This is a genomic window from Halobacteriovoraceae bacterium (assembly GCA_020635115.1).
Taxonomy (GTDB): domain Bacteria; phylum Bdellovibrionota; class Bacteriovoracia; order Bacteriovoracales; family Bacteriovoracaceae; genus JACKAK01.
Map to the genome: position 1 here is coordinate 110731 of JACKAK010000009.1, position 24854 is coordinate 135584.

25 protein-coding genes are annotated in these 24854 nt (G+C 32.4%); 10 read left to right on the plus strand and 15 right to left on the minus strand.

From position 1 onward, the window contains the following. Nucleotides 1-11: 11 nt before the first annotated feature. The 4 genes from H6622_14750 (at nucleotide 12) to H6622_14765 (ending at nucleotide 4446) form a co-directional block, all read left to right on the plus strand. Entirely contained in the window at nucleotides 12-941 is a 930-nt protein-coding gene (locus H6622_14750) for a hypothetical protein (GenBank protein MCB9062778.1), read from the plus strand. Nucleotides 942-991: 50 nt separating this feature from the next. After that, nucleotides 992-2668 carry an energy-dependent translational throttle protein EttA gene (gene ettA, locus H6622_14755; GenBank protein ID MCB9062779.1) on the plus strand — a complete coding sequence of 559 codons (1677 nt, stop codon included), beginning with the start codon at nucleotides 992-994 and terminating at the stop codon, nucleotides 2666-2668. Between the two features lie 89 nt (nucleotides 2669-2757). After that, a complete protein-coding gene (locus H6622_14760) occupies nucleotides 2758-4092 on the plus strand; it encodes a L,D-transpeptidase (GenBank protein MCB9062780.1) in 1335 nt (444 codons plus the stop codon). 129 nt (nucleotides 4093-4221) lie between these two features. Continuing rightward, nucleotides 4222-4446 carry a hypothetical protein gene (locus H6622_14765; protein ID MCB9062781.1) on the plus strand — a complete coding sequence of 75 codons (225 nt, stop codon included), beginning with the start codon at nucleotides 4222-4224 and terminating at the stop codon, nucleotides 4444-4446. Between the two features lie 237 nt (nucleotides 4447-4683). On the opposite strand, the gene H6622_14770 is transcribed toward H6622_14765, so the two are convergent. The 9 genes from H6622_14770 to H6622_14810 all read right to left on the minus strand — a co-directional run bounded on the left by H6622_14770 (nucleotide 4684) and on the right by H6622_14810 (nucleotide 9964). After that, complete coding sequence (locus H6622_14770) at nucleotides 4684-5061, minus strand: hypothetical protein (protein ID MCB9062782.1); 378 nt, start codon at nucleotides 5059-5061, stop codon at nucleotides 4684-4686. Nucleotides 5062-5190: 129 nt separating this feature from the next. Next, a complete protein-coding gene (locus tag H6622_14775) occupies nucleotides 5191-5475 on the minus strand; it encodes a hypothetical protein (GenBank protein MCB9062783.1) in 285 nt (94 codons plus the stop codon). Beyond that, entirely contained in the window at nucleotides 5414-6562 is a 1149-nt protein-coding gene (gene tadA, locus H6622_14780) for a Flp pilus assembly complex ATPase component TadA (GenBank protein ID MCB9062784.1), read from the minus strand. Before tadA ends, H6622_14775 begins: the two co-directional genes overlap by 62 nt. After that, nucleotides 6559-8109, minus strand: coding sequence for a hypothetical protein (locus H6622_14785; GenBank protein MCB9062785.1), 1551 nt, complete (start codon nucleotides 8107-8109; stop codon nucleotides 6559-6561). Before H6622_14785 ends, tadA begins: the two co-directional genes overlap by 4 nt. Beyond that, the gene (locus tag H6622_14790) at nucleotides 8106-8399 is read right to left on the minus strand and encodes a hypothetical protein (GenBank protein ID MCB9062786.1); all 294 of its coding nucleotides are present in this window, start codon (nucleotides 8397-8399) and stop codon (nucleotides 8106-8108) included. Before H6622_14790 ends, H6622_14785 begins: the two co-directional genes overlap by 4 nt. After that, a complete protein-coding gene (locus tag H6622_14795) occupies nucleotides 8383-8844 on the minus strand; it encodes a hypothetical protein (GenBank protein MCB9062787.1) in 462 nt (153 codons plus the stop codon). Before H6622_14795 ends, H6622_14790 begins: the two co-directional genes overlap by 17 nt. 112 nt (nucleotides 8845-8956) lie before the next feature. Beyond that, complete coding sequence (locus H6622_14800; GenBank protein MCB9062788.1) at nucleotides 8957-9523, minus strand: hypothetical protein; 567 nt, start codon at nucleotides 9521-9523, stop codon at nucleotides 8957-8959. Beyond that, nucleotides 9501-9794 (minus strand): hypothetical protein, encoded by a 294-nt coding sequence (locus H6622_14805; GenBank protein ID MCB9062789.1) that lies wholly within the window; start codon nucleotides 9792-9794, stop codon nucleotides 9501-9503. The genes H6622_14800 and H6622_14805 overlap by 23 nt, the downstream gene beginning before the upstream one ends. Beyond that, the gene (locus H6622_14810) at nucleotides 9794-9964 is read right to left on the minus strand and encodes a hypothetical protein (GenBank protein MCB9062790.1); all 171 of its coding nucleotides are present in this window, start codon (nucleotides 9962-9964) and stop codon (nucleotides 9794-9796) included. The genes H6622_14805 and H6622_14810 overlap by 1 nt, the downstream gene beginning before the upstream one ends. A gap of 173 nt (nucleotides 9965-10137) precedes the next feature. Here H6622_14810 and H6622_14815 point away from each other — a divergent pair, with 173 nt between their 5' ends. Then, the gene (locus tag H6622_14815) at nucleotides 10138-10833 is read left to right on the plus strand and encodes an SPOR domain-containing protein (protein MCB9062791.1); all 696 of its coding nucleotides are present in this window, start codon (nucleotides 10138-10140) and stop codon (nucleotides 10831-10833) included. Here the strand turns inward: H6622_14815 and H6622_14820 are convergent. Next, nucleotides 10830-12764, minus strand: coding sequence for a hypothetical protein (locus H6622_14820; protein MCB9062792.1), 1935 nt, complete (start codon nucleotides 12762-12764; stop codon nucleotides 10830-10832). The genes H6622_14815 and H6622_14820 overlap by 4 nt on opposite strands. A 449-nt stretch (nucleotides 12765-13213) precedes the next feature. Between H6622_14820 and H6622_14825 the strand changes: the two genes are divergently transcribed. Then, nucleotides 13214-14284, plus strand: a complete 1071-nt coding sequence (locus H6622_14825) for a mannose-1-phosphate guanylyltransferase (GenBank protein ID MCB9062793.1) — start codon at nucleotides 13214-13216, stop codon at nucleotides 14282-14284. Here the strand turns inward: H6622_14825 and H6622_14830 are convergent. From H6622_14830 to H6622_14840, 3 genes are read right to left on the minus strand one after another with little or no spacing between them, the layout of a single operon-like run. Further along, nucleotides 14268-15587, minus strand: a complete 1320-nt coding sequence (locus H6622_14830) for an adenylosuccinate lyase (GenBank protein ID MCB9062794.1) — start codon at nucleotides 15585-15587, stop codon at nucleotides 14268-14270. The genes H6622_14825 and H6622_14830 overlap by 17 nt on opposite strands. Before the next feature lie 10 nt (nucleotides 15588-15597). Beyond that, nucleotides 15598-17115, minus strand: coding sequence for a TolC family protein (locus tag H6622_14835; protein ID MCB9062795.1), 1518 nt, complete (start codon nucleotides 17113-17115; stop codon nucleotides 15598-15600). 49 nt (nucleotides 17116-17164) lie between these two features. Further along, a complete protein-coding gene (locus tag H6622_14840; GenBank protein ID MCB9062796.1) occupies nucleotides 17165-17545 on the minus strand; it encodes a hypothetical protein in 381 nt (126 codons plus the stop codon). Nucleotides 17546-17660: 115 nt separating this feature from the next. Between H6622_14840 and kdsB the strand changes: the two genes are divergently transcribed. From kdsB to H6622_14860, 4 genes are read left to right on the plus strand one after another with little or no spacing between them, the layout of a single operon-like run. After that, nucleotides 17661-18428, plus strand: a complete 768-nt coding sequence (gene kdsB / locus H6622_14845) for a 3-deoxy-manno-octulosonate cytidylyltransferase (GenBank protein ID MCB9062797.1) — start codon at nucleotides 17661-17663, stop codon at nucleotides 18426-18428. Continuing rightward, nucleotides 18421-20031 carry a CTP synthase gene (locus tag H6622_14850; GenBank protein ID MCB9062798.1) on the plus strand — a complete coding sequence of 537 codons (1611 nt, stop codon included), beginning with the start codon at nucleotides 18421-18423 and terminating at the stop codon, nucleotides 20029-20031. Before kdsB ends, H6622_14850 begins: the two co-directional genes overlap by 8 nt. Nucleotides 20032-20046: 15 nt before the next feature. Beyond that, entirely contained in the window at nucleotides 20047-20844 is a 798-nt protein-coding gene (gene kdsA, locus H6622_14855) for a 3-deoxy-8-phosphooctulonate synthase (protein MCB9062799.1), read from the plus strand. A 15-nt stretch (nucleotides 20845-20859) separates the two neighbouring features. Beyond that, nucleotides 20860-21393, plus strand: coding sequence for an HAD hydrolase family protein (locus H6622_14860; GenBank protein MCB9062800.1), 534 nt, complete (start codon nucleotides 20860-20862; stop codon nucleotides 21391-21393). Here the strand turns inward: H6622_14860 and H6622_14865 are convergent. Together H6622_14865 and H6622_14870 are read right to left on the minus strand one after the other, a co-directional pair. Next, complete coding sequence (locus H6622_14865; GenBank protein ID MCB9062801.1) at nucleotides 21390-22562, minus strand: hypothetical protein; 1173 nt, start codon at nucleotides 22560-22562, stop codon at nucleotides 21390-21392. The two genes, H6622_14860 and H6622_14865, sit on opposite strands and share 4 nt — an antisense overlap. 98 nt (nucleotides 22563-22660) lie before the next feature. Further along, on the minus strand, nucleotides 22661-24760 hold the full coding sequence (locus H6622_14870) for a hypothetical protein (protein ID MCB9062802.1): 2100 nt from the start codon (nucleotides 24758-24760) through the stop codon (nucleotides 22661-22663). Nucleotides 24761-24854 lie beyond the last annotated feature (94 nt).

Genomic DNA, 24854 nt, shown 5'->3' on the forward strand with positions numbered 1-24854 from the left:
AATAGAGCAGGATGTCAATTTCTAGTATTGAGGGTATCTTGTTTTTAAAATTTATGATTATCATTTTTATTAGTTTCATGATTGGTGCCTTCGTCTTAAATAGTGGAGATAAAGTTCTAGATAAAATAAAATTCATTGTTATTTCTATTAAAAATATATATTTAAAATTTTCAAAAACTCACAAAATTAGAGAAATTATGAAAATGATTTCATATTATGAAATGCAAAATATACAACTACAAATACAACGTCCAATACCACAGTATAGTTTTTATACAAATTTACTTGAATTTTTAATTCAGGCCAAATTTAAACTTGGCGCTGAAATCACCGAAATCTTGCAAGAACTAAAAGAAAAACTACTCGTTGAACTCAAAAATCAAACTAAATTAGAAAGTATCCACAGATCTTCCTTTATTCAATTTTTTATTATCTCAGTTTTTTCTTTTATTGTGATACTCATGACTATTCATATTCTGGATATAAAAATTGAAGTAAGACCTCTTTTCTTGTCACTTCTCTGGCAAGGGGTTGGGATTTTTGTCTATTACACATTAGTGAGGAGTATGGACAAAAAAATATTGAATCAAAGTTTACAATTTAAGGCCAGTTTTTACTCATTTCTTTCCCTTAGACCTCTACCGTTATCAATTCAAGATAAACTCGAAATGTGTTCGTTAAAAAATCTATACACACATAAAGACTTGCTTACAGAAAAGTTTTTAGAAGTTATTCACCAGTATGTGAAAGTCGGGCAATGTAATGAGCACGAATTAAAAATAATTTCTCGAGAACTGAATATGATTCAAGAAGAGAAATTAGATCAACTCAATAAAAAAGTTCAGGCCTTGAGATTCTTTGTTTTATGTGTTTTTTTCTTTACTTCTTATTTGTTCAACATTTTACAGCTCTTTGGTCAGATTGGAGTTGCTGAAATCTAAGCTTCGTATTAGTTTAGTAACAATTCTATTTTTACAAACGCGAGGCATTAATGAATGATAAACAAATAATTTACTCTATGCATAAGTGTGGAAAGGTTCATGGGACAAAGCATGTTCTCAAAGATATCTCTCTGTCTTTTTTCTATGGAGCTAAAATAGGTGTCCTTGGTCTAAATGGAGCTGGTAAATCTTCACTCCTTAGAATCATGGCCGGCCAGGATGAAAACTATATTGGCGAAATTTCAAAATCAAAGGGATACTCTGTCGGTTTTCTAGAGCAAGAACCAAAATTAGATGGAGAAAAAACTGTAAGAGAAATAGTTTCTGAAGGTGTTCAAGAAGTTATGGATCTCTTAACTGAGTTTGACGAACTCAATGCAAAGTTTGCTGAACCTATGAGTGATGATGAAATGAATAAATTACTCTCAAAACAAGCAACATTACAAGACCAGCTTGATGCTTGTAACGCTTGGGACATAGATAGTCGTCTTGATCTTGCTATGGATTCTCTACGTTGTCCTCCAGCTGATCAAAAAGTTGGAGTTCTATCTGGAGGAGAAAAGAGAAGAGTTGCATTGTGTAGACTACTGCTGCAAGAACCGGACATCTTATTATTAGACGAACCAACTAACCATCTTGATGCTGAAACTGTATGGTGGCTCGAGAGGCACTTACAGCAATATAAGGGAACAGTTATAGCAGTTACACACGATAGATATTTTCTTGATAATGTAGCTGGATGGATTTTAGAATTAGACAGGGGAAAAGGAATCCCATTTGAAGGAAATTATTCTTCTTGGTTAGATCAAAAGGCCAAGAGACTGGCCGTCGAAGAAAAACAAGAGTCAAAAAGACAAAAATCATTAAAAGAAGAGCTTGAATGGATTCGTTCAAATCCAAAGGCCAGACAAGCAAAAAGTAAAGCGCGTATTACTCAATATGAACAAAGACTAAAACAGAGCAAAGAAAATCGTAATGAAACTTCTGAAATACCAATTCCTTCAGGCCCAAGGCTTGGAAATAATGTAATTGAAGCTAAAAATGTTTCAAAAGCATTTGGTGACAAGTTACTTTATGAAAATCTTAGCTTCAAACTACCTCCAGGGGGTATCGTAGGGATTATTGGGCCAAACGGAGCAGGGAAAACAACTTTATTCAAAATGATCACTGGACAAGAAAAACCAGATTCAGGTGAATTTAGTGTTGGAGATACAGTAAAACTCGCCTACGTTGATCAGTCTAGAGAAATGGATCCAGAGCAAACTGTACTTGAAGTTATAGCTGGAGAAAATGAATTCATTGACGTCGGTGATAAGCAAATTAATGCAAGAGCATATATTTCAAAATTTAACTTTTCAGGTGATCAACATGGGAAGAAAGTAAGCTTACTTTCTGGTGGAGAGAGAAATCGAGTCCATTTGGCCAATATGTTAAAAAGTGGTGGAAACGTACTTTTGTTGGATGAGCCTACAAACGATTTGGATGTAAACACTCTAAGAGCATTAGAAGAGGCCTTAATGGAATATCCAGGTTGCGCAGTTGTAATATCGCACGATAGGTACTTCATAGATCGATTAGCAACTCATATTCTTGCTTTTGAAGGTGATTCACAAGTTGTTTGGTTTGAAGGAAATTTCTCTGATTATGAGGATGACAAACGCCGAAGACTTGGTGAGAAGGCCCTAGAACCTCATAGAATGTCTTATAAAAAACTTAAGAGAGATTAAAGAAGTAAGGTTTTTTTATTTGATTCATTTTGTCGCTTTAATGCATTCATGTTTTCATATTCAGCAAATGCTGAAACAGGGAGCGTGTAATGCATTATGGTCTATTCTTTCTTATGGCCGGATTGTTTGTATCCTGCGGTGATTCTAGACAGAACTTCAATAAACACACTGATAATGATTTTAACCCATTTTACGTTTCCTCTTTAGAAAACGCAGAAGAGGTAAAAGTTGGTGAAGTTTATTATGTCCATGCAGATGGGCTGAGACTAAGATCTACTGACTCAACTGAAGATGATGAGAACATTATTCGAGTTCTTTCAAGAAATGAAAAAGTAAAGGTGAGAAACTTAAACTTGAATTTAGCTGAAAATTTTGTTGAAGTAGAAGTAATCTCAAAATCGAATATTTCAGAAATTGGTTTTGTAAGTTTTAGATATTTGGAAAAAACTCCATCTACAGCACCAGTGAAATTTTCAGAAGATTCAAACAAATATTTTATTATACAAAATATTGCAACTGAAAGAATTAGATTATATGAAAGAAATTTCAACGGTGGCCCTCACCGGATAATTTTAGAATCAGAGCTTGCAGTCGGAGAAGATGACAAAACTTCAAGATCGATTTTAGGAACATTTAAAATTGTAAGTTGGCACAAATTCTACAGGGATAACCTGGGGAGATACCCTAGTTGGTATGATCCAGATATGAATGAAATACTACCACCACTTCCAGGTCTTGGTTGGAGAGCTTGGTTTAGTGATAAATATACAGATGGGGCCAGTATGAGAGGAGCGTTTGGTTGGTTTACAGCTAAAGTAGCACCTAGGGCCAGTTCACAATGGATTCATGGCACAATAGGTTGGGGAGAGGAGAAACGAAAATATATTTTTGAAACAAAAGAAATGTTAGCAAATATATTTGCTTCTCCGAGAAGTCATGGTTGTTCAAGAACAGATAATGAAACTATCGCTTATATTAATAGTTTTGTCCCTGTCGGTACACTTGTATTCAAGGTGTATGCCAAAGAATTTGCCAGTGATAAATATGTGAATGATTACTCTAAACCTAGAAAAATTTGGAATTATATTTTGACTAAAAATGGGGTGAGGACAGATGGACAAAAAGCTGATGCCGAAGTTGTCCTTTCTGATAAAACACCAGTCCGAGATTTTTTAGAAGTTGGAAATTATTCGATAGATAGTTTTCCAAATGCAGTAAAACTTGATTCAACATCTGGATTCTTAGATGATTTTAGAAGGAAGATTAAAGAAACGGGAAATGTATATGGTATTAGTGATTCACAATTTGTTGGAACGTATGATGTTACAACCGGAAAACTGTTTAATTATAGGCACCCTTCAGTTCTAACGGTGGGTGGTTATGAGCAGTTTGCTGTGAACTTACCAAATTTTGTTACAGAGTGAAGTATGTTAAATAAATTTAATTATGTATTCATATTAATCGTTTTATCTCATAGCGTTTATTCTCAAATCAAGTGTTCTGTTACAGAGAGACTTTTCTTCCGCGATCACACAGAATCTAAAGTATTTGAAATGAAGCAAATTTCTAATCTTGATATGGTCAAACTAGTAGTTGATACTGAGAAATTTTATGCATCATTAACTGAATATGAAGAAGACGATTTTCTAATGAATTTTTCTTATAATCCTAAAAATTTAGAAGGAGTAATAACCAGAGGTACTTTCGTTTCGGGTGAACTAAGTACCTCTCTGGTTTATAGAGATAAAGTCTATAGAATTTTATGCATAAAAAATTAAATGTCATAATATAAGAGATTCAATTTTTTTAGATTCCAATGGGATGACAAGAAATTACATCATCTGGACCTATTGAATGTGTATGTGATGATCTCCAAATTAGTTTCACATTATAATCAATATCAGTCCATGCTATTAATTTTTAAACTTGTCTTAAGTCTACTAATTGTAATTTATAATCATCTTCATATTTTCCAAAGAAAACCAGTTGGGGAGTTCTTTTGTAGACAGGAAAGCTTAAACGTTTAAGACCTGTTTAGGTAATTCTTCTTGTTCACAATATTTTTTTGAATTTTTATCGAGTAGTCCAATCAAACAAGGGATTCCGATAACTATAAGTAAGCTAGGTAACATTAATCCAGATAATATGATTCCTGTTATCCAGGCCCAATATTTACCTTCTTTTAGGGCAAGTGATACTTTTGAGTAAAGTATGGCAAAAGCAAAAAGGAATATTCCAAGAACGATAAATGTAATCAAATTAAATGCGTTAAAATTGTGGCCATTGTTTGAAAAAATTCCAAATACGATAATGAGAATTGAAAATATAGAGTAAAAATAAGACATAATTTTAAAAAGAATAATTGTTATATTTAAAGATTTAGGCATTTCCATTTTATTGCTCCAGTTAAATTATTAGTCATTTGAACAATAAACATTCAAAAGCTGATAAAAACAAGAGCTTTGAAAAAAATACCTTGATTAATTCAAATATGAAAAGTGATTTATTGTAAATAGAATGAACTATTCACAGAGATAAGCAGTTGAATGTACTTTCCATTCCTTCCCGTTTCGAAATTCTTCATCAAATGTAATTGCATTTGCACCCTGATCACCTGCTAGATTTCGGGCGTGATTTTTGGCCAAATCTAAACTCCCATTATCATTGATCCCAATAACTTTTGTGACAACTTCACAATTACTTTTTTTAGTTGGCATGACCTTAACATTTTTTCCCGCTGTTAATTTAGTTTTTGAGACGGAACAACTGGCGATTATCATGGCCATGAGGATGATTATTTTTTTCATTTAATAGACTCCTATTCTTAAAGACCTCTATATGTTCATAGATAGGCCCATGAAGGTCAAGTCCTTTTAGAAGAATAACTTCTAGGATTCTTTTATTTTCCATATGGATAACAATATCAATTTGAGAAACAAGAGTCTGTTTTAGGGCATCGTAATGGATAAAAGGACGCGAAGAGTAAAATGCATACAGATTTATTAATCTATTTATAGAATCCACAGCACTGTTAGCATGGAGAGTAGAGATAACTCCTTTTTGTCCAGTATTTAGATTTGTGATAAGTCCATCAACTTCACTTCCTCTGATTTCACCAATTAGCGTACGTGAAGGAGACATTCTTAGGGAATACGAAAGCAGTTGTTGTTGGTTATTATTTTCATCAGAGAGCAAATAAGTAACATAGTTAGAATCGATTTGAATTTCTCTCGTATCTTCGATGCAAATAATATGTTCATCATTATTAAAATAATTTGTAAGACAATTAAGCAATGTTGTTTTTCCACTTGAAGTCATTCCTGTTATTAAGATATTCATTTTTTTTTGAATGATTCCTTTGAGAAATTCTAATTGCTCAGAAGAAAAATTAAATTGTTCAATTCCAATTTGTTCAGTTCTGTTCTTTCTAAAAAATGCTTTAGGATTTCCATTATTTATTGAAGGATGTATTAGTGAAATTCTGTATTTTTGTGAATTTATTGTACTTTGAAATGACACAAAAACGTGTTTGGCATTCCATTCCTGTTTTTCTCGGATGACTAAGATTTCAAGAAGGTACGGCAGATAGTTTATTTTAACATAATTTGGAGAGCTTGGAATTTTCTGAATTTGATTTTCAGAATGAATAATAATTTCATCAAATTCTTGATCTAATAGTAAAATGAGATCATTTAAATTCAAAAGATTTTCTAAAAAAATCGCAATAAATTCTTTTGATCTTTGATCAAGTAATATAGAATAGAGAAATTCGAAGTGTACCAAAAACTCTTCTGTTTGAGGTAGATTTTCTTTTTTAAGAAAGACATCTAAACACTCTAATGTTTTTGATGTCAAATAATCTTCATTACAACTATATATTTTCTCGTATTTCATAAAAACATCTCTTCAAGGGTTGCATAAACGACAAAACGCTTTATAACTTGGTGGTCATTTTGATATGAGAATAAATTACCCAGATAGGGAATATTTCCGAGAACTGGAATAAAAATTTTAGTTTTAATTAGAGAAGTGTGATTTAAATCAAAAAGTAAAATAGGTTTCTTTGGAGAGATAAATATTTCTGATTTGCCTTTTGCTCCTGAAATAGATTCAGATTCGTTTTTATGTGTGGACTGTGTAGAATATATCAATTTGTATTGTTCCTCCTCTTTTTTTAATTTGAAATTCATCTTTAGACCAGAGAATTTCCAATTTGAAGAAATCTGTCCATTTTCTTTGAAACTCTTATACTCGTTATCTTGCCCAAGTGAAAAAGAAGAATCCTTGTCTAATAGAATTTGCAAACGTTGTGTATGTTCTTTAGAGATCTTAACAGTGGATTCATCGATAAAGATATTTCTTTTGGCCAAAATCTGGTTAAAACTTTCATGTAGTATTTCTTCATAAGTAAGAATTATACTATTAAGTCCAATATCAAAATTTTGCTCATCGACATTATCAAACTCAAGATACTTCACAAAGAGAATGTAATTCTTTTTTTCACTTTTCGATTTATCTATTTTTATAAATTTTATGAAATATAATTCATTCAATTCATTTTTTTCTTCTATGCGAGGGGGGTCATTTTTGGGGTAATAACATTCAAATACGATTTTCTTCAAACGACATGAATAATTTAAATGTTGATGATCAAACAAATGTCTTATGAGTTGAAGTTTTTTTTCGTCCGCCAAATTTTTTGCAAGGGTTAGTTTGTCCATGGAAAAAGAGTGTTCTTGAGATAAAGTAATAACTTTTTTGTAGACATCCTCATTGTCTATGAGTCCACTTACAGAAATTTTTTGATTTAAATAAACAGTATTTAAATTTAATTCAGACATTTGTTGAGAGACTAATGTGTAATCATCAAATTTTTTCTTGGGTATTACGACCAAGTCATAGGTTGTAAGAGTTGGATTCCAGACTAAGATTTGAGATATTCCTAATTTAACACCTTTAAGTACTAAGATTTTTTTATTTGGTATGTATTTCCCATTAGCGATATCAGGTTGTGAGACAGAAAAATTTTGGAGGTTTGGTAATTTTAGTATTTTTGTTTCACCTATGCGCGTTATGATTCGCCTAGAGTAGTCTATCGCTCTTAAATCCTCCACATTTGAATCCTTTTCCAAGGCCATAGAGGAATTGAAATTGACAAGTAATAGCAGACCCGGTAGAAGATATTGTCTTATACGTAGATTGAATGGTTTTCTTAGTCCAAATAGGGGTTGAATTATGGTATCTAGAACAAAAGTGACAAGAAATAGAAGAGTAAGTAAAAAGAAAAAGGCCGGGCAAAAAAGAAAGGCCGCGAATAAAAATAAAGGGACAACTCCCAAGTTCGCAATCCACCAAAAATAATTAGCAAAGTTTAAATAGTAGATATTTTTTCTTGCTTGAGCAACCTTGAGTTGCTCTTTTTTTATTTGAGTAGTTTTCAAATGGACCTCATTTCATTAAAAAATTGATTTAAATCTTCTGCAAGTCTTGCAGTTGCTTTTTGTCGAATGATTTCCCCTTTTTTCGAACATAACTTGATAAGTGCCCTTTTTGGTTTTTCACATTTTAGTTGTTCCTTATTAAAAAGAAAGTCAGAAGCTTTTAGGCCATATTCTTTTATAAGAATAGATCCAATCGTTTTTGCCATTTTCGAATTCATTTGCAGCTCAATAATCTCAGCTTTAGCTCCAAAACACATTGAGATTAACAAGCACTTAAAGATGTATTTCATAATTAATTTTCCTCTTAGGTTTTTTGATTTTTTTAATGAGATCTGTACGTGTTACGGGAAATGCCAGTAGGCCGTCTTTTTCTTTACTAATAGCATCTATCAAATGTTTATCACTAATTTGAACCATAAAAATAGTTTCATCCTTGTTTGATTCATCATTTATTTTTTCAAGGATAACGGCCCTTTTTGAAATGATATTGAAATCTCTATCTGTAAGTATCACTTCACTTCCTTGCTCAGTAAGTTTTGTATAGTTCTTTATTTTTAGTGCTATATGTTTAAATCCCTCGGGAATGATTTTATTACTCTCTGCAGGTGGAAAAGCTATTAAATAAGTAATCGAATTTGTTAAAAGAAGAGCAATAAAAAATTTTACCATCATAATTTTATCTAATTTTGATTCCTTAACCAAAAAACGGTTTTCTTGACTTAGATTTTCTTCCATTGTTGATTGAACTCCATACGTAGCTTTTGTCTCATTTGAGAGTGTTTTAGGAGATTGTTGTATAGGAAAACTATCACATAAATGAGAAAGCAAGTTGCAAATACCGCCTCAATCATTGCATACCCTCTATTGTGATTTCCTTTACGTCTGATGATACATCTCCTGTACTTGTATTAAATTCAACTGTAACTTTTTCATTAGTCACTCTAGATTTAAAATAAATCGATCTAAACGAACTGTTCGTTATAGGTAAACCTTCTAAATCGCGAAAAAGTTGAGCTAAACTTCCTTTGAATGGAATGTTTTTTAAGTCAAAAATATCTGAATGTGGAGAGCAATATTTATGTAAGCCGATATTTGTCAAAAATAATATATGTCTGGCATCTTGAAAATTTTGAATTGCTATGATGAGATTTGTCGTCATCGTTGCAGTTTGTGGAGATAATAAACCAAGTTTTACTAATTTTAAAGAATCACTCGAAATATTAATATCGTGAATATAGGTCTTATATTCTTTAGTTTTATACTTAACACAAAGTAGAAATTTATATTGAGCACGAGTAGCGAGAAGTGTTTTTTTCGAAATACCTAAACAGAGTACACTTAGTAAAAAGATAATATTAATCATTAATATATAAGAAATTGTACTGAAACCCTTATTGTGAATATTCTTCTTCAAGATTATATTCCTCAAGATATAAAATTTTTTTCTTGTGATTAACTTTAAGTTCAATGTTATTTTTCAATGTAAAAATATTGTTAAAGGAGTATTCATAATTATTTGAACAAATTGAAAAACGTTTAATCTCTTTACCTTTAAGCATTACAGAGGACATTTCATAAATCCATTTTTGATCGAATTGTATACCGCAAAATGTTTTTATGACTGGTTTATGAGCTAAAGTAAAAAAAGTCATAAAGAGGGTGAAGGATAAAACCGACTGGATCATTACCAAATTCGGATCTGCTTATCTATTTTTTTTTCCATCAGTTCGATTTTCTTTTTGATCGTTCCGCCATATTGTTTAACCGCGAATAGGCAAAAAATGCCTATCAGAGATGAAAGAATGACATACTCCATAACTCCTTGACCTCTTGAATTTTTTATCAATTTTTTCATATAGATATCCCCATTTCGTTAGTGTTGGAGGTGTTATGGCATTTTTTATTCCAATAACGAAGTAAAGTATGTGGTTATTTTATAATTGAAATTTGGTACTAAATCTAAGCTACTGGTATTATTGCAAAAAAAGCCTATTGCAAGAAATTTCACTACTGATTAGAATTTTTAATATGAATGAAAAAACTAAATTATTTATTTTTGATCGTGTAGAAGTTATCTTGATCTTTCTATTTATGATCATGATTGCAATCACTTCATTTGTGTTTGGGGTGAGAGTTGGTAAAAAAATACCTTACGCTCAAGCAGGGCTCACTCAGCAAGATAGAATGACTATAGAGATGAAATCCAAGGAAGAAGAGAGGGTTGAAAAAGTTCTTGAGGATGAAAAACAAAAAATCCAGAAATCTGCCGATATTGGGTCACAATTGGAACATAAATTAATCGAGGAGATGAAAAAAGTTGGAGAGGGTAGATTAGAAAAAGAAGTTCCACAAGTTAATAATATGAAAGAGGAAATTGAGGTTGAAACTCCATCAGTAACAGATGCACTTGAAAAATTCAAAAATAATTCAGATGTAAATCAACAAAGTCCAGTTGATAATCAGGAAAAAGAAAATAAAGAATTAAGTGGTAAATATACAATTCAGCTTGCCTCATATAAGAGCTATTCAGATGCTGAAGAATTTGCTCAATCGTATAAGATGTTAGGTTATTCTCCGATTATTAATGAAGTAGAGCTTGAAGGAAAAGGAACTTGGTTTAGAGTTTCTCTGGGAGCTTTTGAATCAATCAATGAAGCTAAGAAATTTATTGTTGACAAAAAAAGTCTCTTTACGGGCTCGAAATATACAATTAGTACTCTTTAGAGGGCTTCATAATTATCAGAACTAGAAATATTATCTAAATCTACAACATCGATAATGACATATCCTGATGAATCTTGCGCATATAGTTTTTTATTTGAAGAATCAACATATAGGTCATAATAAACGGATTCATAGGAATAATATATCGTTTTTAAGACTGGCGAACTTTTGGTTGAGACATTCACAATATGTAATCCATTCCAGTCTGTTCCGAAGTAAAGATAATCTCCATCAACAAATAGGGAATATATGTCATCATCATAGGGATAGGATCCAATAAATTGTGCATAAGAAGGTGAATTCAGATCATAAATTTCTATAGAAGAATAACTATTAACTGCATATAAGTAACTTCCGTCACCAAACATTTTATTAATAGAACCACTACTTGGAAAATTTGTTAGATGTAAAATATTATCTTTATCTGAAACATCTAATACATCAATTCCATTTGACCCATCTGCTATAAAAGCTATATTTTGATATACATAAATTGCTTCTGTTGTACCTATTGTATTGTAAGAACCTTTGGGGATAGGTGAGTCTATATTAGTGATATCTAAAATTTCTAAACCATTGTTTGTACTCAAAAGATAGAGATAATTTCCAAATATATTAATTGATTTGTGAATTCTGCTCCCTAGATCATATATATTTGTTGAAACAATATGTTCTATATTTGAAATATTGATTTTGTAAAGATATTGATCGGACATGACAATGTAGTTATTTCCTACAATTTTTGCATCCCTTACGAAAACAGGAAGTTCAATTTTGGTAATGATCTTTGGTTTTTGTGGATCTATTTGGTCAATAACTACCACTCCAAAGTTTTCATCAGTAAAAATTAAGTATCGATTATCTTTAATGTGAAAATTATCAGGAATATCTAGAGAGGGAAATCTGTCTTCTTTTGTAGGGGTTAAAGGATCACTCCCTAAATCTAACATGTAAATCCCCTTGTTTCCATGTGCAGAAAATATTTTGTTTCCACTTCCAAATACTCTTAAGGGGGCCGCATTATTAACATCTGAAATTTCAAAAGAGGAATTATTCGTATCATTGCTAATTTGAAAAGATTTCATACCTTGTCCATAAATATAAGCATACAAATAGTCTCCATAGACATCCAATGAAGTAGCATAATTACTTCCAAGATTTTTAACAAATGTAGGAGATAGTGGATTTGCAACGTCTACAACTTCAATTGGATTTAATCCAAGAAATAACTTATCACCACTGATTGCTATATAAGTCAAATTTCCTATTGCTATTGGAGTATAATTTCCACTGTAGGACATGGATGAAGGGTTTTGTACGTCAATAATATCAAGTCCATTTGCGGAACTTGAGACATAAGCATATCCTCCGCTTGCAATCACGGAACGATGTGATGAAGTAAAAATGAGATTGCCAATATATGTCGGATCTATTGCTTCAGAAATATTATAAGAACTTAAACTATTTGTTGTTAGGGCAAAAAGAGTATTCCCTGAAATTGAAATTGGCCTATAGCTTGTAATATTAATATTTATTTTCGTAATATATTCCGGAATTTTTGGATCATTAAGTATTGAATAAATAGCAATATGACTTCCAGGTGATGAGATGAAGAGGTATCCATCTTTCTCTTCAATTTGGCTTAGAACATCATGGTCAATGGGTTGATGATAAACTTGTATAAATTCAGAACCTGAAACATCAAATACAGATAAACCACCTGATCCATGCGTCACATATGCATAATCATTTTTGACAAATATATCCAAAACTTCTCCACCTAGAGTAGTTGCTAAACTACTTTGGACAATTTGAGTCAATGAAGGTTGCTCGTTAAATTTATCTGAGAAATTTTTATAGTTAACCTTCATACTGCCTATGCCGCAGCTATTAATTATTAAAATTGTAATCAGTAGCAGGAATCTATTCATTTTATTATTTTATACTTTTTTCTAAATATCCAAGAATATTAATATAACCTGTTGAAAATATTGAAATATGCTTAAAGCTGAGGTGCCACATAGATTTGTCAAATATGCATAGAATGAGCAATGACGACATTTTTTCAATGTTTTTAAGTTTCGAACTCTTATATTGTAAAACTATCCAATTCACTTAATTGTTTGGATAATTTTTCATATTGGGATAGTTTTGGTTTATTTGTTTTTTGGATTGAAACGAAAAGAATTGGAATTTAATGATGGTGAACTTTAAAAAAAATTTCCAAAGAGAAAATTCATTAGAATCCAAATCTAAAAAAATCTACATAAGAGCGAAATAAACTAATACCACCATCAGTTGTTTGGACTTCTTAGTTTGGAAAATAGACTATTGTGTTAGTATAAGATATATTTTGGCGAATCGTAAAAACGGAGAATAAATGAGTACATATATAGCAGTTATGGCCGGAGGACAAGGGACAAGGTTTTGGCCTGAATCAGTCAACTCGAAACCTAAACAATATTTAAAACTAATTGGAGAAAAGTCTCTCCTTGAACAAACACTTGAGCGCTTTGAAGGATTGGTTGAAGTTGATAAACGTTTTATCATAACAGTAGAGCAACAGATTAAACTCGTTTTAGAAAATTCAGGACAAATATTTAATTCTCAAAATTTAATAATTGAACCGAGTGGCAGAAATACTGCCCCCTGTATACTTTTAGGGATTGCTCAATTACTTACAAGTGGTGCTCAGGACAATGACATCGTTGCCATTGTCCCTGCTGATCATGTTATTTTGAACAAAAAAGGATTTCAAGAAACACTAAAATTGGCAATTGATCATGCAAATATAAACAGTGAAATTGTGACCATAGGAATTAGGCCAAACTTTCCACATACGGGTTATGGCTACATTAAAAAAGATTCTCATGACAAAAATAAAGTCGCTAAAGTTGAAAAATTCGTTGAAAAACCAAATCTTGAGACGGCCAAAGAATATGTTTCTTCTGGAGAGTATTATTGGAATGCTGGTATGTTTGTGTCAAAACTAGGGACTTTACTTGCTGAATTTGAACGTCATGCTCCAGAAATTTTTCGCTATTTTACTGATCTAAAGAATGCATTAAAAACTAAAAGTCATCTCGCAGAAATCTACAATAAAATTCCAAAAGACTCAATTGACTATGCCATCATGGAAAAGTCTCAACAAGTTTCAATAATAGAAGCAGATTTTGATTGGAATGATCTTGGATCTTGGGATGCACTTGAATCAGTGATTGAAAAGACTGGTGGTAACATTAATGCCAGCTCAAAAGATGTAATTGCGCTCAATTCTCAGGGAAATATTATCTATGCACCTGGAAAATTAGTTTCACTGGTTGATATCAATAACTTGATCATTGTCTCAAATGAAAAAAACGTACTTGTCTTACCAAAAGATAAATCTCAAAGAGTGAAAGAAGTCGTGGAAATTTTAAAAGGCAATCAGTGCTTTAAAGATTTCTTATAAAATTATCTGAGCGCTTAAAAACATCATCAATATTTTTCAAATATATATTTTTTATTTCAGAAAAATCTGGTCTAGGTAGGTTGATTTTTATTCCACAATCAGACATAAGCTGAATTAAAGTATCATAAAAAACATCTCTAGAATTTTGTTCATGTCCCTTGAATGCAGCTTGTTGAGTAAGTTCGTATAGTTTTTCTCTGGTTAAATCAGACTGTAAAATCAATTGATGTAAGTAAAAACTTGATAGATATGTAAAATTATTTTCTACTTTTTTTTCTATGAATTCTTTATGGATAACAAGATTGTTAATTGTATTTGTCATGCGTTTAAGTGCATATGAAATTAATCCAAAATTATCAGGTAAAATCATCCTTTCAGCAGATGAATGTGAAATATCTCTTTCGTGCCAAAGTAAGGTGTTTTCATGGGCAACAATAAGATGTGATCTGAGTACTCGTGCCAGTCCTGAAAGGTTTTCTCCAGAAATTGGATTTTTCTTATGGGGCATAGTTGAAGAACCTTTCTGTCCTTTTGCAAAACCTTCATGAAGTTCAGCGATATCAGAGTGATGGAGATGTCTGATTTCAAGGGCGGTTCTCTCTATGGCGTCAGCGATGAGTGAGTTTATGTTTATGAGTTTTGCAATCCGGTCTCTTGGAATGACTTGAGTAGAGACTTCTTCAACTTTTAGTCCCAACTCACAGGCAACGTCGGCCTCGATATCAGTGGATAGAATTGTGTAATTTCCTACCGCTCCTGAAATTTGACAAGTCAGTTCATTATTTTCAAATTCACAAAGATCCTTGTAACGTCTGGCCAATTCAAGTGCAAATCCAAGCCATTTTTGTCCAAAACTCATAGGCTCTGCATTCATTCCATGAGATCTTCCCATACACAGAGTGTTTTTATGTTCAATTGCAAGTTTTTGTAATGAGATGATGAGATTATTAAGCAGGGGTTTGTAAAAAGCAATTGAGTCTTTCAATTGTAAAGTTAAGGCCGTATCAATGATATCAGAGGAGGTGACTCCAAAATGAAAATATTTACTTACTTTCGGGTCAAGGTTTTCTGTAATTGAGGTGCAAAAAGCTATAACATCATGTCGCGTTATTTGTTCTATTTCATCAATTCGACTTGGGTTTATGATGCACTTCTCTTTTATTGTTTTATAAGTGTTTTGAGGTATTATGCCTCTTTTTTCGAGGGAATTTAATACTGCAAGCTCAACTTCAACATATTTTTCAAATTTATGTTTATCTGCCCAGATTTGGGCGATTTCAGGTATTTCATATCTAGGGATCATGAGTCCTCACTTATTTGTTAAGATCTAAACCCTTTTTGGATTTTGCCATATTTTCGAAATTCTCTCCTGGAAAATCCTCTATCCCTATTGTTTTGGCAAGCATTATTTTATATTTGAAATGTTCAAATTTAGTCTCATCATATTCAATAAGAGATTCAATATAGAAGTCCAAAGCTTCTCTATAATCTTGAAATGAAACTTTTCCATCATTAAATTCATCAATAAGTTGATTAAAACTTTTTTCATCATTTGCAATTTGTGCTTCTAGAATTAAAACTCTGTTTTGAAGATTGATAATGGTTTTATAAATCTGACGTAATAAGGTTTTCGCACGATGATTAGCATATTCTAATTTATGTTTTGCTAATTTTTTATCAATGAGTGCTTTTTCTGTAAGATTCTTATTTAAAAGTCCATTTTCGCCAAAGAGTGTCCATTGTGAATCTAAAGTAGCGACGATATCAATATCATTAATTAAACTAGATGTTCCCGATGTGGAACTATCTGATGTTGCATACCTGGAATCAACACTTCCAACATTATAGCTGTGCTTGAAAGCACCAAGAGATACAGTAAACTTGGGGAGAGGGAGATTTTCTTTTAAAGCAAGTTCATGGCCTTTACTTGCAACTTTTAGATCCTTTGTGGCCTCAAGGATTTCAGGATTATTATTTTTAGCTAGTTCTAAAACTTCAGAAAGTGCGAGCCTAATTTTAGTAAACTCTAGCTCATCAATAACGATATAACTTGGATTGTTTTCATCTTTCAATAATATGGCCATACTTTCATCGGCCTGAATGCGAGCTATTTTCGCTTCATAATAAGAACGTTGTGCTTTTAGATACTCTGTCCGTGATTGATAAAAATAGCGTCGATTAATTTTTCGAGCAGTGACTTTTTCCTTCATCAATCGATACATATACGTTGCATGTCTCAATTTTTGTTTGTAATGATCCTCAGTTCGTTTTATTTTATCGAGTTCAAAATATCTTATAAATAAGTCATGTTTTAGAGATCTTCTTTCTTCATTGTATTCTTTTTTATCACGTAAGAATTCTAATTGAGACATTTGATAATTCAAATAATCTTTTCCCCAATTAAAAACAGTATAATCACTTATTGCAAGACCAAAAGAGCCACTAGGTATAGACGAGCGATCATCCGTTTCTCCTCCACCAGGTTTAAGTGTTCCAACACTATGAGTACTTGTGTTAAAGGTGAGACTTATCTTTGGATACCAGTAATTGAGATACGTATCTCTCCAATTTAAATCGAGCTTACGTTCTTGCCAGTCACGAATTTTTTGGTCGTAACTCTCTCTTAATCCTTCTTCCAAAACATCTTTGAGTCTAATTGTTTTAGAATAGGGATTAAAGGTCTGTGAGGAGGTTTGTTGAATAAATTGTCCACTATCAGATTTCATTTCAATTTCTTTTCGAGATAATGTTTTATCGATATCGGTATCTTGCGCCAAAATATTTGAAGAAAGCAGCAAGTAAAGAATTGAAAATAAAGACAAACAAATCATATCGTCTATTTTCAAAGAAAGAAGTGCCAATAGTCAAATAATAATAAACTTATTTAATAAGTTCTTTTTTTGGTTCTAGTGTAATACCTGGACAACCTTTGCGAATGATTTTCTCTTCGAGATTCGCTATTTTAATTTGCATGAGCGAGGCCTCTCGAATCACTGCGTCACGATTGATTTTGAGTTTTGTAATAACAGATTTTCTATTTGGGGGTGCTTTTTTTATTAGGTTTTCGGCCCTCAGCCTTAACGCGAGCAGTCTTTGTTTGAATGTTAAACGATCATTTCTTTGTTTTAAAAGTTCTCTACAATTTGCACTAATACTAGGATCTGAAATTTTGTTTTGTCTCAGTAAATCAGCATTTTCCTGACAATAAACATTATTTAAAAATAAAATGACTAATAATCCTATAATTTTTAATAGTTTCATTTCAACAAAAACCCTAGAAAAAAGGCCATCACCTTCAAATAGTTTAACATAGATATTAAATTATAAGGCAAAAAGTGATAGGCTGGTGCTTTAAATTGAACGGAGAGGTCTGTTAATGTCCAATGATTTATCGAATCAGGACGTACTCATTTTAATTCCTGCTAGATACGCTTCAACGCGATTTCCAGGTAAGCCACTCTGTAAAATTTTAGGAAAAAGTATGATCCAGAGAGTTTATGAAAATTGCATAAACTCAGAGATATCAACATATGTAGTTACTGATAATGATGAAATCGAACTACATGTAAAAGACTTTGGTGGTCAAGTTATAAGAGTTGATGATGATGTACCTTCTGGTACTCAAAGAATTAAACTTGCTCTAGACCGTTTTCTAAAAGATAAAAACTATAAATTTATTATCAATGTTCAAGGGGATGAGCCACTTTTAGAAGGAAAAGATCTAAGAAATCTTATTCAGTTTCATAGAAATTCCAATTTCGCAGTTACTACTTTTGTGAGCGAGAGACCCTATAAAAATACCAAGAATGAATTTCAAGATTGGAATAGAGTTAAGGCCGTATTAGGTGAAAACGGACGATGTGTATATTTTTCCCGTTCTCCTGTACCTTATGATCGATATAACAAAAGAAGTAAGTGGTACTTACATATCGGAGTTTATTGCTACACTATGGAATCACTGAATAGATTTCTAGATTATAAAACAACTGAACTGGAAGAAATGGAGTGCTTGGAGCAATTGAGATTGATGTCCCACGGACTAACATATGGGGCCCAAATACTATCTCATGAATTAATTGGGGTAGACAAACCTGATGATATTCAAAAAGTTGAAAAAAGATTGAGGGAGTTAGGCCATGAGTAAGGGGCAAAAAAAGTTTATCTTCATTACCGGAGGAGTTTCAAGCTCATTGGGCAAAGGACTCGCATCGGCCAGTATGGCCGCGCTTTTAGAAAGACGTGGAATTAAAATTGATATGCTTAAAATGGATCCCTATATTAATGTTGACCCTGGAACGATGAGTCCTACTCAACATGGAGAAGTTTTTGTAACAGATGATGGAGCAGAAACAGATTTAGATCTGGGGCATTATGAAAGATTTACCCAACTCACTCTTACCAAGAAAAGTAATTTCACTACAGGACAGGTCTATCTCCAGGTGATTGAAAATGAGCGTGAGGGGAAGTATCTAGGAAAAACCGTACAAGTCGTTCCCCATATCACTGACGAAATAAAAAGAAGAATTCACCTTGCCGCTGAAGATTGCGATTTACTTCTTGCTGAAATTGGTGGAACTGTCGGAGATATTGAGTCACTTCCTTTTATGGAATCTATTCGTCAGTTTGCCCAAGACGTAGGCCCTGATAATGTTTGTTTTGTCCACCTTGTATTAGTTCCCTATTTAGATGCGGCCGGTGAATTAAAATCTAAACCTGCTCAACATTCTGTTAAAGAATTAAGATCGATTGGACTTTTTCCCAATGTCATAATCTGTAGAAGTGATCGGGAAATTGACTCAGAAATTATTAATAAAATTTCTTTATTTTGTAATGTTCCTAAAGAAAATGTTTTCCAATCAATAGACCTTAACAGCATTTATAAAGTCCCTCTTTCATTTCATAAACAAGGGGTTGATGAAAAAATTTCTGAAATTCTGGGCATATGGTCTGGAAGACCTCAGATCGAAGATCTTAAAGAGGTAATTTACAATATCGACAATCCTACTCAAACAGTAAAAATAGGAATTGTCGGAAAGTACACCGACCTAATTGAGTCTTATAAATCTTTAGATGAGGCCTTAAAACATGGGGCCATTATTAATCAAGTTAAGTTAGATATGACTTATATCGACTCTGAAGAGTTAGAAAAAGGTAAAAATGAAGATGTCTTAAAGGCAGTTGATGCTATTCTTGTTCCCGGTGGTTTTGGACAAAGAGGAACAGAAGGTAAAATTAAGGCCATTCAGTATGCCCGTGAAAGTCAAGTTCCATACTTTGGAATATGTCTCGGAATGCAACTGGCCATGATTGAATTCGCAAGAAATAAAGCAAATATTTCTAAGGCCACATCTCAAGAGTTTGGTGAGAAAGGTGATCTAATCGTCCATTATATGGAAGGCCAGTCTGAGGATATCGCCAAAGGTGGATCGATGAGATTAGGGGCCTACGATTGTGACCTAGAAAAAACAACGTTAGCGCATAAAATATATGGAATCACTCATATATCAGAAAGACATAGACATCGTTTAGAAGTTAATAATGAATATATTGATCAAATTGAAAAGTCCGGAATGAAAGTTTCTGGCAGAAATAAAAAACTCAATCTGGTCGAAGTCATAGAGCTTCCTGGGCATCCTTTCTTTATTGGTTGCCAATATCATCCAGAATTTAAATCTAGACCATTTTCTCCCCATCCCATTTTTAAAGAATTTATAAGAGCTGCGATAGAGTATAATAAGAGTAAATAATCTTATGGAGTTGAGATGAAAGATAAACTTGAATTTTTTTCTGGCCCGTGTGTTCTAGAGAGTGAGTTGATAGTTGATACCATCGCTTCAAAACTTAAAGAAGATTTAGACGAATTCAAGGATGAGATTGTTTTTACCTTTAAAGGGAGTTTTGATAAGGCCAACAGAACATCAGTTAATTCATACAGAGGTCCAGGAATTGAAAAAGGTCTAAAGCTTTTAGAGAATGTTAAAAGTAAATACGGCCTTCCCACAATTACAGATTTTCATTTACCTTCACAGGCCGAAGAAATTGCTTCAGTTGTGGATGTTCTTCAAGTTCCTGCCTTTTTATGTCGACAGACAGATATGATTATTGCTGGAGCTCAGGCCGCAAAAAAGTATGGACGACGTTTAAAAATAAAAAAGGGCCAGTTCCTCTCTCCTGAAGAAACAGAAAATATCGTAACTAAAGCAAACAGCTTTTTGGATAAAGATAAAATATTATTAACAGAACGAGGAACATCCTTTGGGTATAATAACCTTGTGGTAGATATGGCCTCTTTTCAAATCATGAAGTCTTTTGGTGTTAAGACGATTCATGATGCGACTCATTGTGTACAAAGACCAGGTTGTCTGGGCCAAGCAACAGGCGGAAAGAGAGAGCAAATTTTTGTTTTAGCAAAAGCTGCTATTGCTGCTGGAGCAGATGGGATTTTTATGGAGACTCATCCTAGGCCTGATGAAGCTTTATCAGATGCGAGTACATCTTTGCCTTTAGATAGTGTGAAGGGGATGATATCCACATTGCTTAAAATTTATAAGATTGTATAGTTCAAAGGATGGAAAATGCAGTTAGATGATTTGAAACAAATTGCCAAGAGATTCGAAGACAAACTTTCAAAAATTAAAGTGGCAGCATTTGACGTAGATGGTGTTTTGACAAATGGTCAACTCATTTGGATGGGACAAGAAATAGGTTGGAACCGAATTTTTCATACCAGTGACGGGTATGGACTTAAACTCCTTATGAAAAATGGAATTAAGACAGGGGTGATTTCTGGCGGGCATAGTCATGGACTTAGCGAAAGGATTCAAGGACTAAATTTAGATTTTTCCTATCTTGGAAATGAAGACAAAATCGAGGCCTTTGAAGATCTCCTCACTCAAGGTTTCAAGGAAGATGAAATTCTTTATATGGGTGATGAATTTTTTGATATTCCACTTTTAAAAAGAGTCGGTTTTTCTGTCTCTGTACCGCATGCAAGCTTAGAAATTAGAGATACTGTTGATTTTGTGACCAGAAGAGAGGGGGGACATGGAGCAGTACGAGAAGTGATCGACATATTGAGATATGCCAAGCACTTCCCCAATCCTTTTTAATTCTTTATCAGTTTTTCTAATTTAGAAATCTCATTTTTGATATCTTCAGGGATGTTTGTTCCACCTGAACCACTAAATCCTATTGTCATCATTTCCTTATATTCTTGAAAACAATTTCTAGCTGCTGCCGACTTTGGATAGTCTGTCACACAAGTTTTGAGATAAATTTCACCTAGAGAATACAAGTAGTTATTATTGAGTTGATTTTCAGCAAGCGCTAACCAATAGAGAATTTCAGGTGTAAGTTTACTTTTTGGATTTCTATAAAGAAATCTTGATAACAGACCACTTGAAATCAGTAGTCCCATATCAAAAGAACCGTCATTGATCGAATCTGATGTCATGGTTGCGGGTTTTAAATAATTTCGAATAAAACTCATCACATCTTCTTTGGTCTGTAATTCTTTTTTGGGGGATTTCCATTTATTCAATTGATCTTCCCAACTTTTCAAATCGGCCATTAAGAACTTAGGGAGTTGATTCTGATTTTCTAATCTCTTTAAAATGTTCTTGGCCTTCTGAACACTATTTTCGACTTTCAAAGCGATCATAAGTTGTCTTGAAACAGCTCGTCTTAGTTTTGAGTCATTGAACCCAACTCTTTTTTGAACTTCTGTGTAGGCCTTGAGTAAGTTGTTAAGTTTGAGAATTTCTTCTTCCTCGGCCTTTTTAAATTGCTCTTGAGCTTGATCATAGGATCTTGTAAGGAATAAAAATTCAGCATACTCAAGGGTATTGTCAAAATCCTCTATTTTAAGTGATTTTAGTGGATGCATAAAGGAGGATGCTTTACCTGTAGGTAATTGCGTGTGACAGGACATACAGATACCAAGTGTTGCATTGGCCCGAATTCTTGCAAAGTGCTTATGGCCTTCCTTAAAAGATTCATAGGTATCTTTAATATGATCCTTCATCACATTCAAACTTGGAGAAAATGCACTAGTTTTGAAAAACATATTATGGTCTGCTTGTTCAAATGATTCATGCAAACCTTTTAAATTGGACAGGATATCGTCGTTAAATTTTGGGTCTGTAAATTTTAATTCTTGTCCTGAATATTTCATGAGTGCTGCAAAATGAGTGAAAATTTTATTCATCGTAACTTTTGTACTCTGTGAAAATAAAATAGACGTTAGAGAAATTGAAAATAAGAAAAATGCCAGTTTCATATTAATCCTTCTTAATGAACTGAATAGGTGGATTAATAATACTTAATTAAATATACAATTGAAACTGCTCTGAAGTATCTTTTTAAGACACGGTGCGCTTAATCAGAGGCCAGAGTTCTCCGAATAGGAGTTTGTTTAAATCGTTGAATAGGTCCTTGGTCTTTGAAATTTCCTTGTTTGAAATATGTTTTGAATACACCACCACTAGGTGTGAATGCGGAAAGTTCGCCATTAAGAGAGAGATTTGATTTTCCAAAAAAATCGATTAGATCGTCCATATGATTTATTTTAGTATTGATAGTAGAAAGTAGGTCTCGAAACTTTTCTAGATTTATTTGACTTGTTTTGTCATAATAATTTTTTAATTTATTGAAACTTTCTGTCAATTGTAAGAAGCACTCTCTCAAAGGTTTTATCCTTTTAGAGTATGCACTATTTTTAGCAATATTACTTTTGTAGAATCGATGTATTTGTCTATGTTTTTTGTAATCATACTTACAGAGATTGCCAGCAATTTTGAAATATTCTTCATTTGTTTTTTTTATGAGTTCTTGAACTCCTTGATAATCAATAGTGACTATACTGCTAATATAAACTGGAGATTTTAAGTGATTGTTGCGAACAGATATTGCAATATCTTTATCGAGGACAGTAAAATTATTGATGAAATAAGCACCATACTTTCTGTATTTGAGGTCTCTTTTTTTATTTGTATCAATTAAGTCATAACTGTTACGAATAGAAAATTTAAATTTTTTTGGGTCAGAAAAGCCGATTTCATTAAATTTTTTGGATTTATCTTCAAATTCAACGATAATATTTCTGCTTCTTTTAGCTTTTACATCTTTAAATAATGTTGATTTAAAAAATGATAACGATATACTATTAAAAATCGTTTTCCAAAAAATTTTCACAATTTGTATTTTTTCTTGATAGTACTTATAAAATACTCGACTTTCATTTTTTTTCACAATTGTAATTCTTTCGTTTGAACGTTTGTTAATTTCTCCATAAAGTAGAAAAGAGTATTTTGATTTTTTTTCACTCATTCTACGATTTTCTCGTTCGATGATAAAAGGCATAAGATAATCTAAATCAAATTTTTTATGGTTTATAAAGTTATCTAAGGCCTCTTTCTCTTGAGTCGTATTTATTAATTCCTCTAGAACATTTGTTTTTAAACCTAAAGTAAGCTCTTCTGTTTCACTATACAATGAAATATATTCATAGGAGAACAAAGTAAGTCTAAGAAGCTTCATAAACTCGGCAGATAAATTTGTTTGCGTGACAAAATACTGATTATTTGTTTTCTCATAACTGATGAGAAAATCTTCATCATTTATTTTAGGATCATCTTCTCCTGTTCGTTGTATATGAATTTTTTCAATAAGATTCATTCCTTCTAAAGCACCAATAGAAAAATTTATTCCATGTCCTAATGGAAGCTCAATAGCTGCTCCAGCAGAAAAACTTATATAATCTTCTCTAGAGAGATATTCAAACTCATTCATATTGATAAAATTGAAATTTTTTAAATATAAAAAGGATAAAAAAAGCTTATTAAAATTACTCATTAATCCTTGTTCATAGGAATTTGCAAAATGGACATACTTATGGACACGTATGAAATTAATATCAGCAAATGCGACAAGTTTGCTCTCACTTATTTTTATAAAGTTGGCTTCTTTTAATTTTTGTAAAAAAGTTTTAGCATTTATAGAAATATAGATCTTATCGACAACTATCCACCGTTCATCATCATATAAATCAGGCGCTAATTGACGATCTACTCCATAATCAAAAGTTCCCAAAACTTTTTGCCATTGCATTCCAGAGTAGTCGTGTTGGCCTAAATCAAATTTGTCTCTACGTGATAAAATTCCATAGGCCTCTTTTTTCCCTATGTTATTATAATCCCTTCCTATTTCTTCAATAATTTTTTCATAGATTGAAAACTCACTATCTGATGAAAAAATATCTTTAGTTGAATTTCCAAGTAACGTTGCCATGATCAGTTTATTAAGTTGAAATAGTGATGAATTATTCCCAAAATTTTCCAGAATTTTTGTTTTTTCAAGTAAAAGACCAGTTTTTTCAATACTTAAATCGTCTTCGGCATAAACAAAATTAACCGACAAACATGAGATAAAAAGGAGAAATAAGATTTGGGAGCTCATATACAGTTTTACTCCATGCATTTTTTTCTCTTAAAGCTTCTAATACTTGATCAATACATTCGTTCGGCCTATGTTAGCATATCGAAAGATGCGATCAATACTTTATCGAATTAAT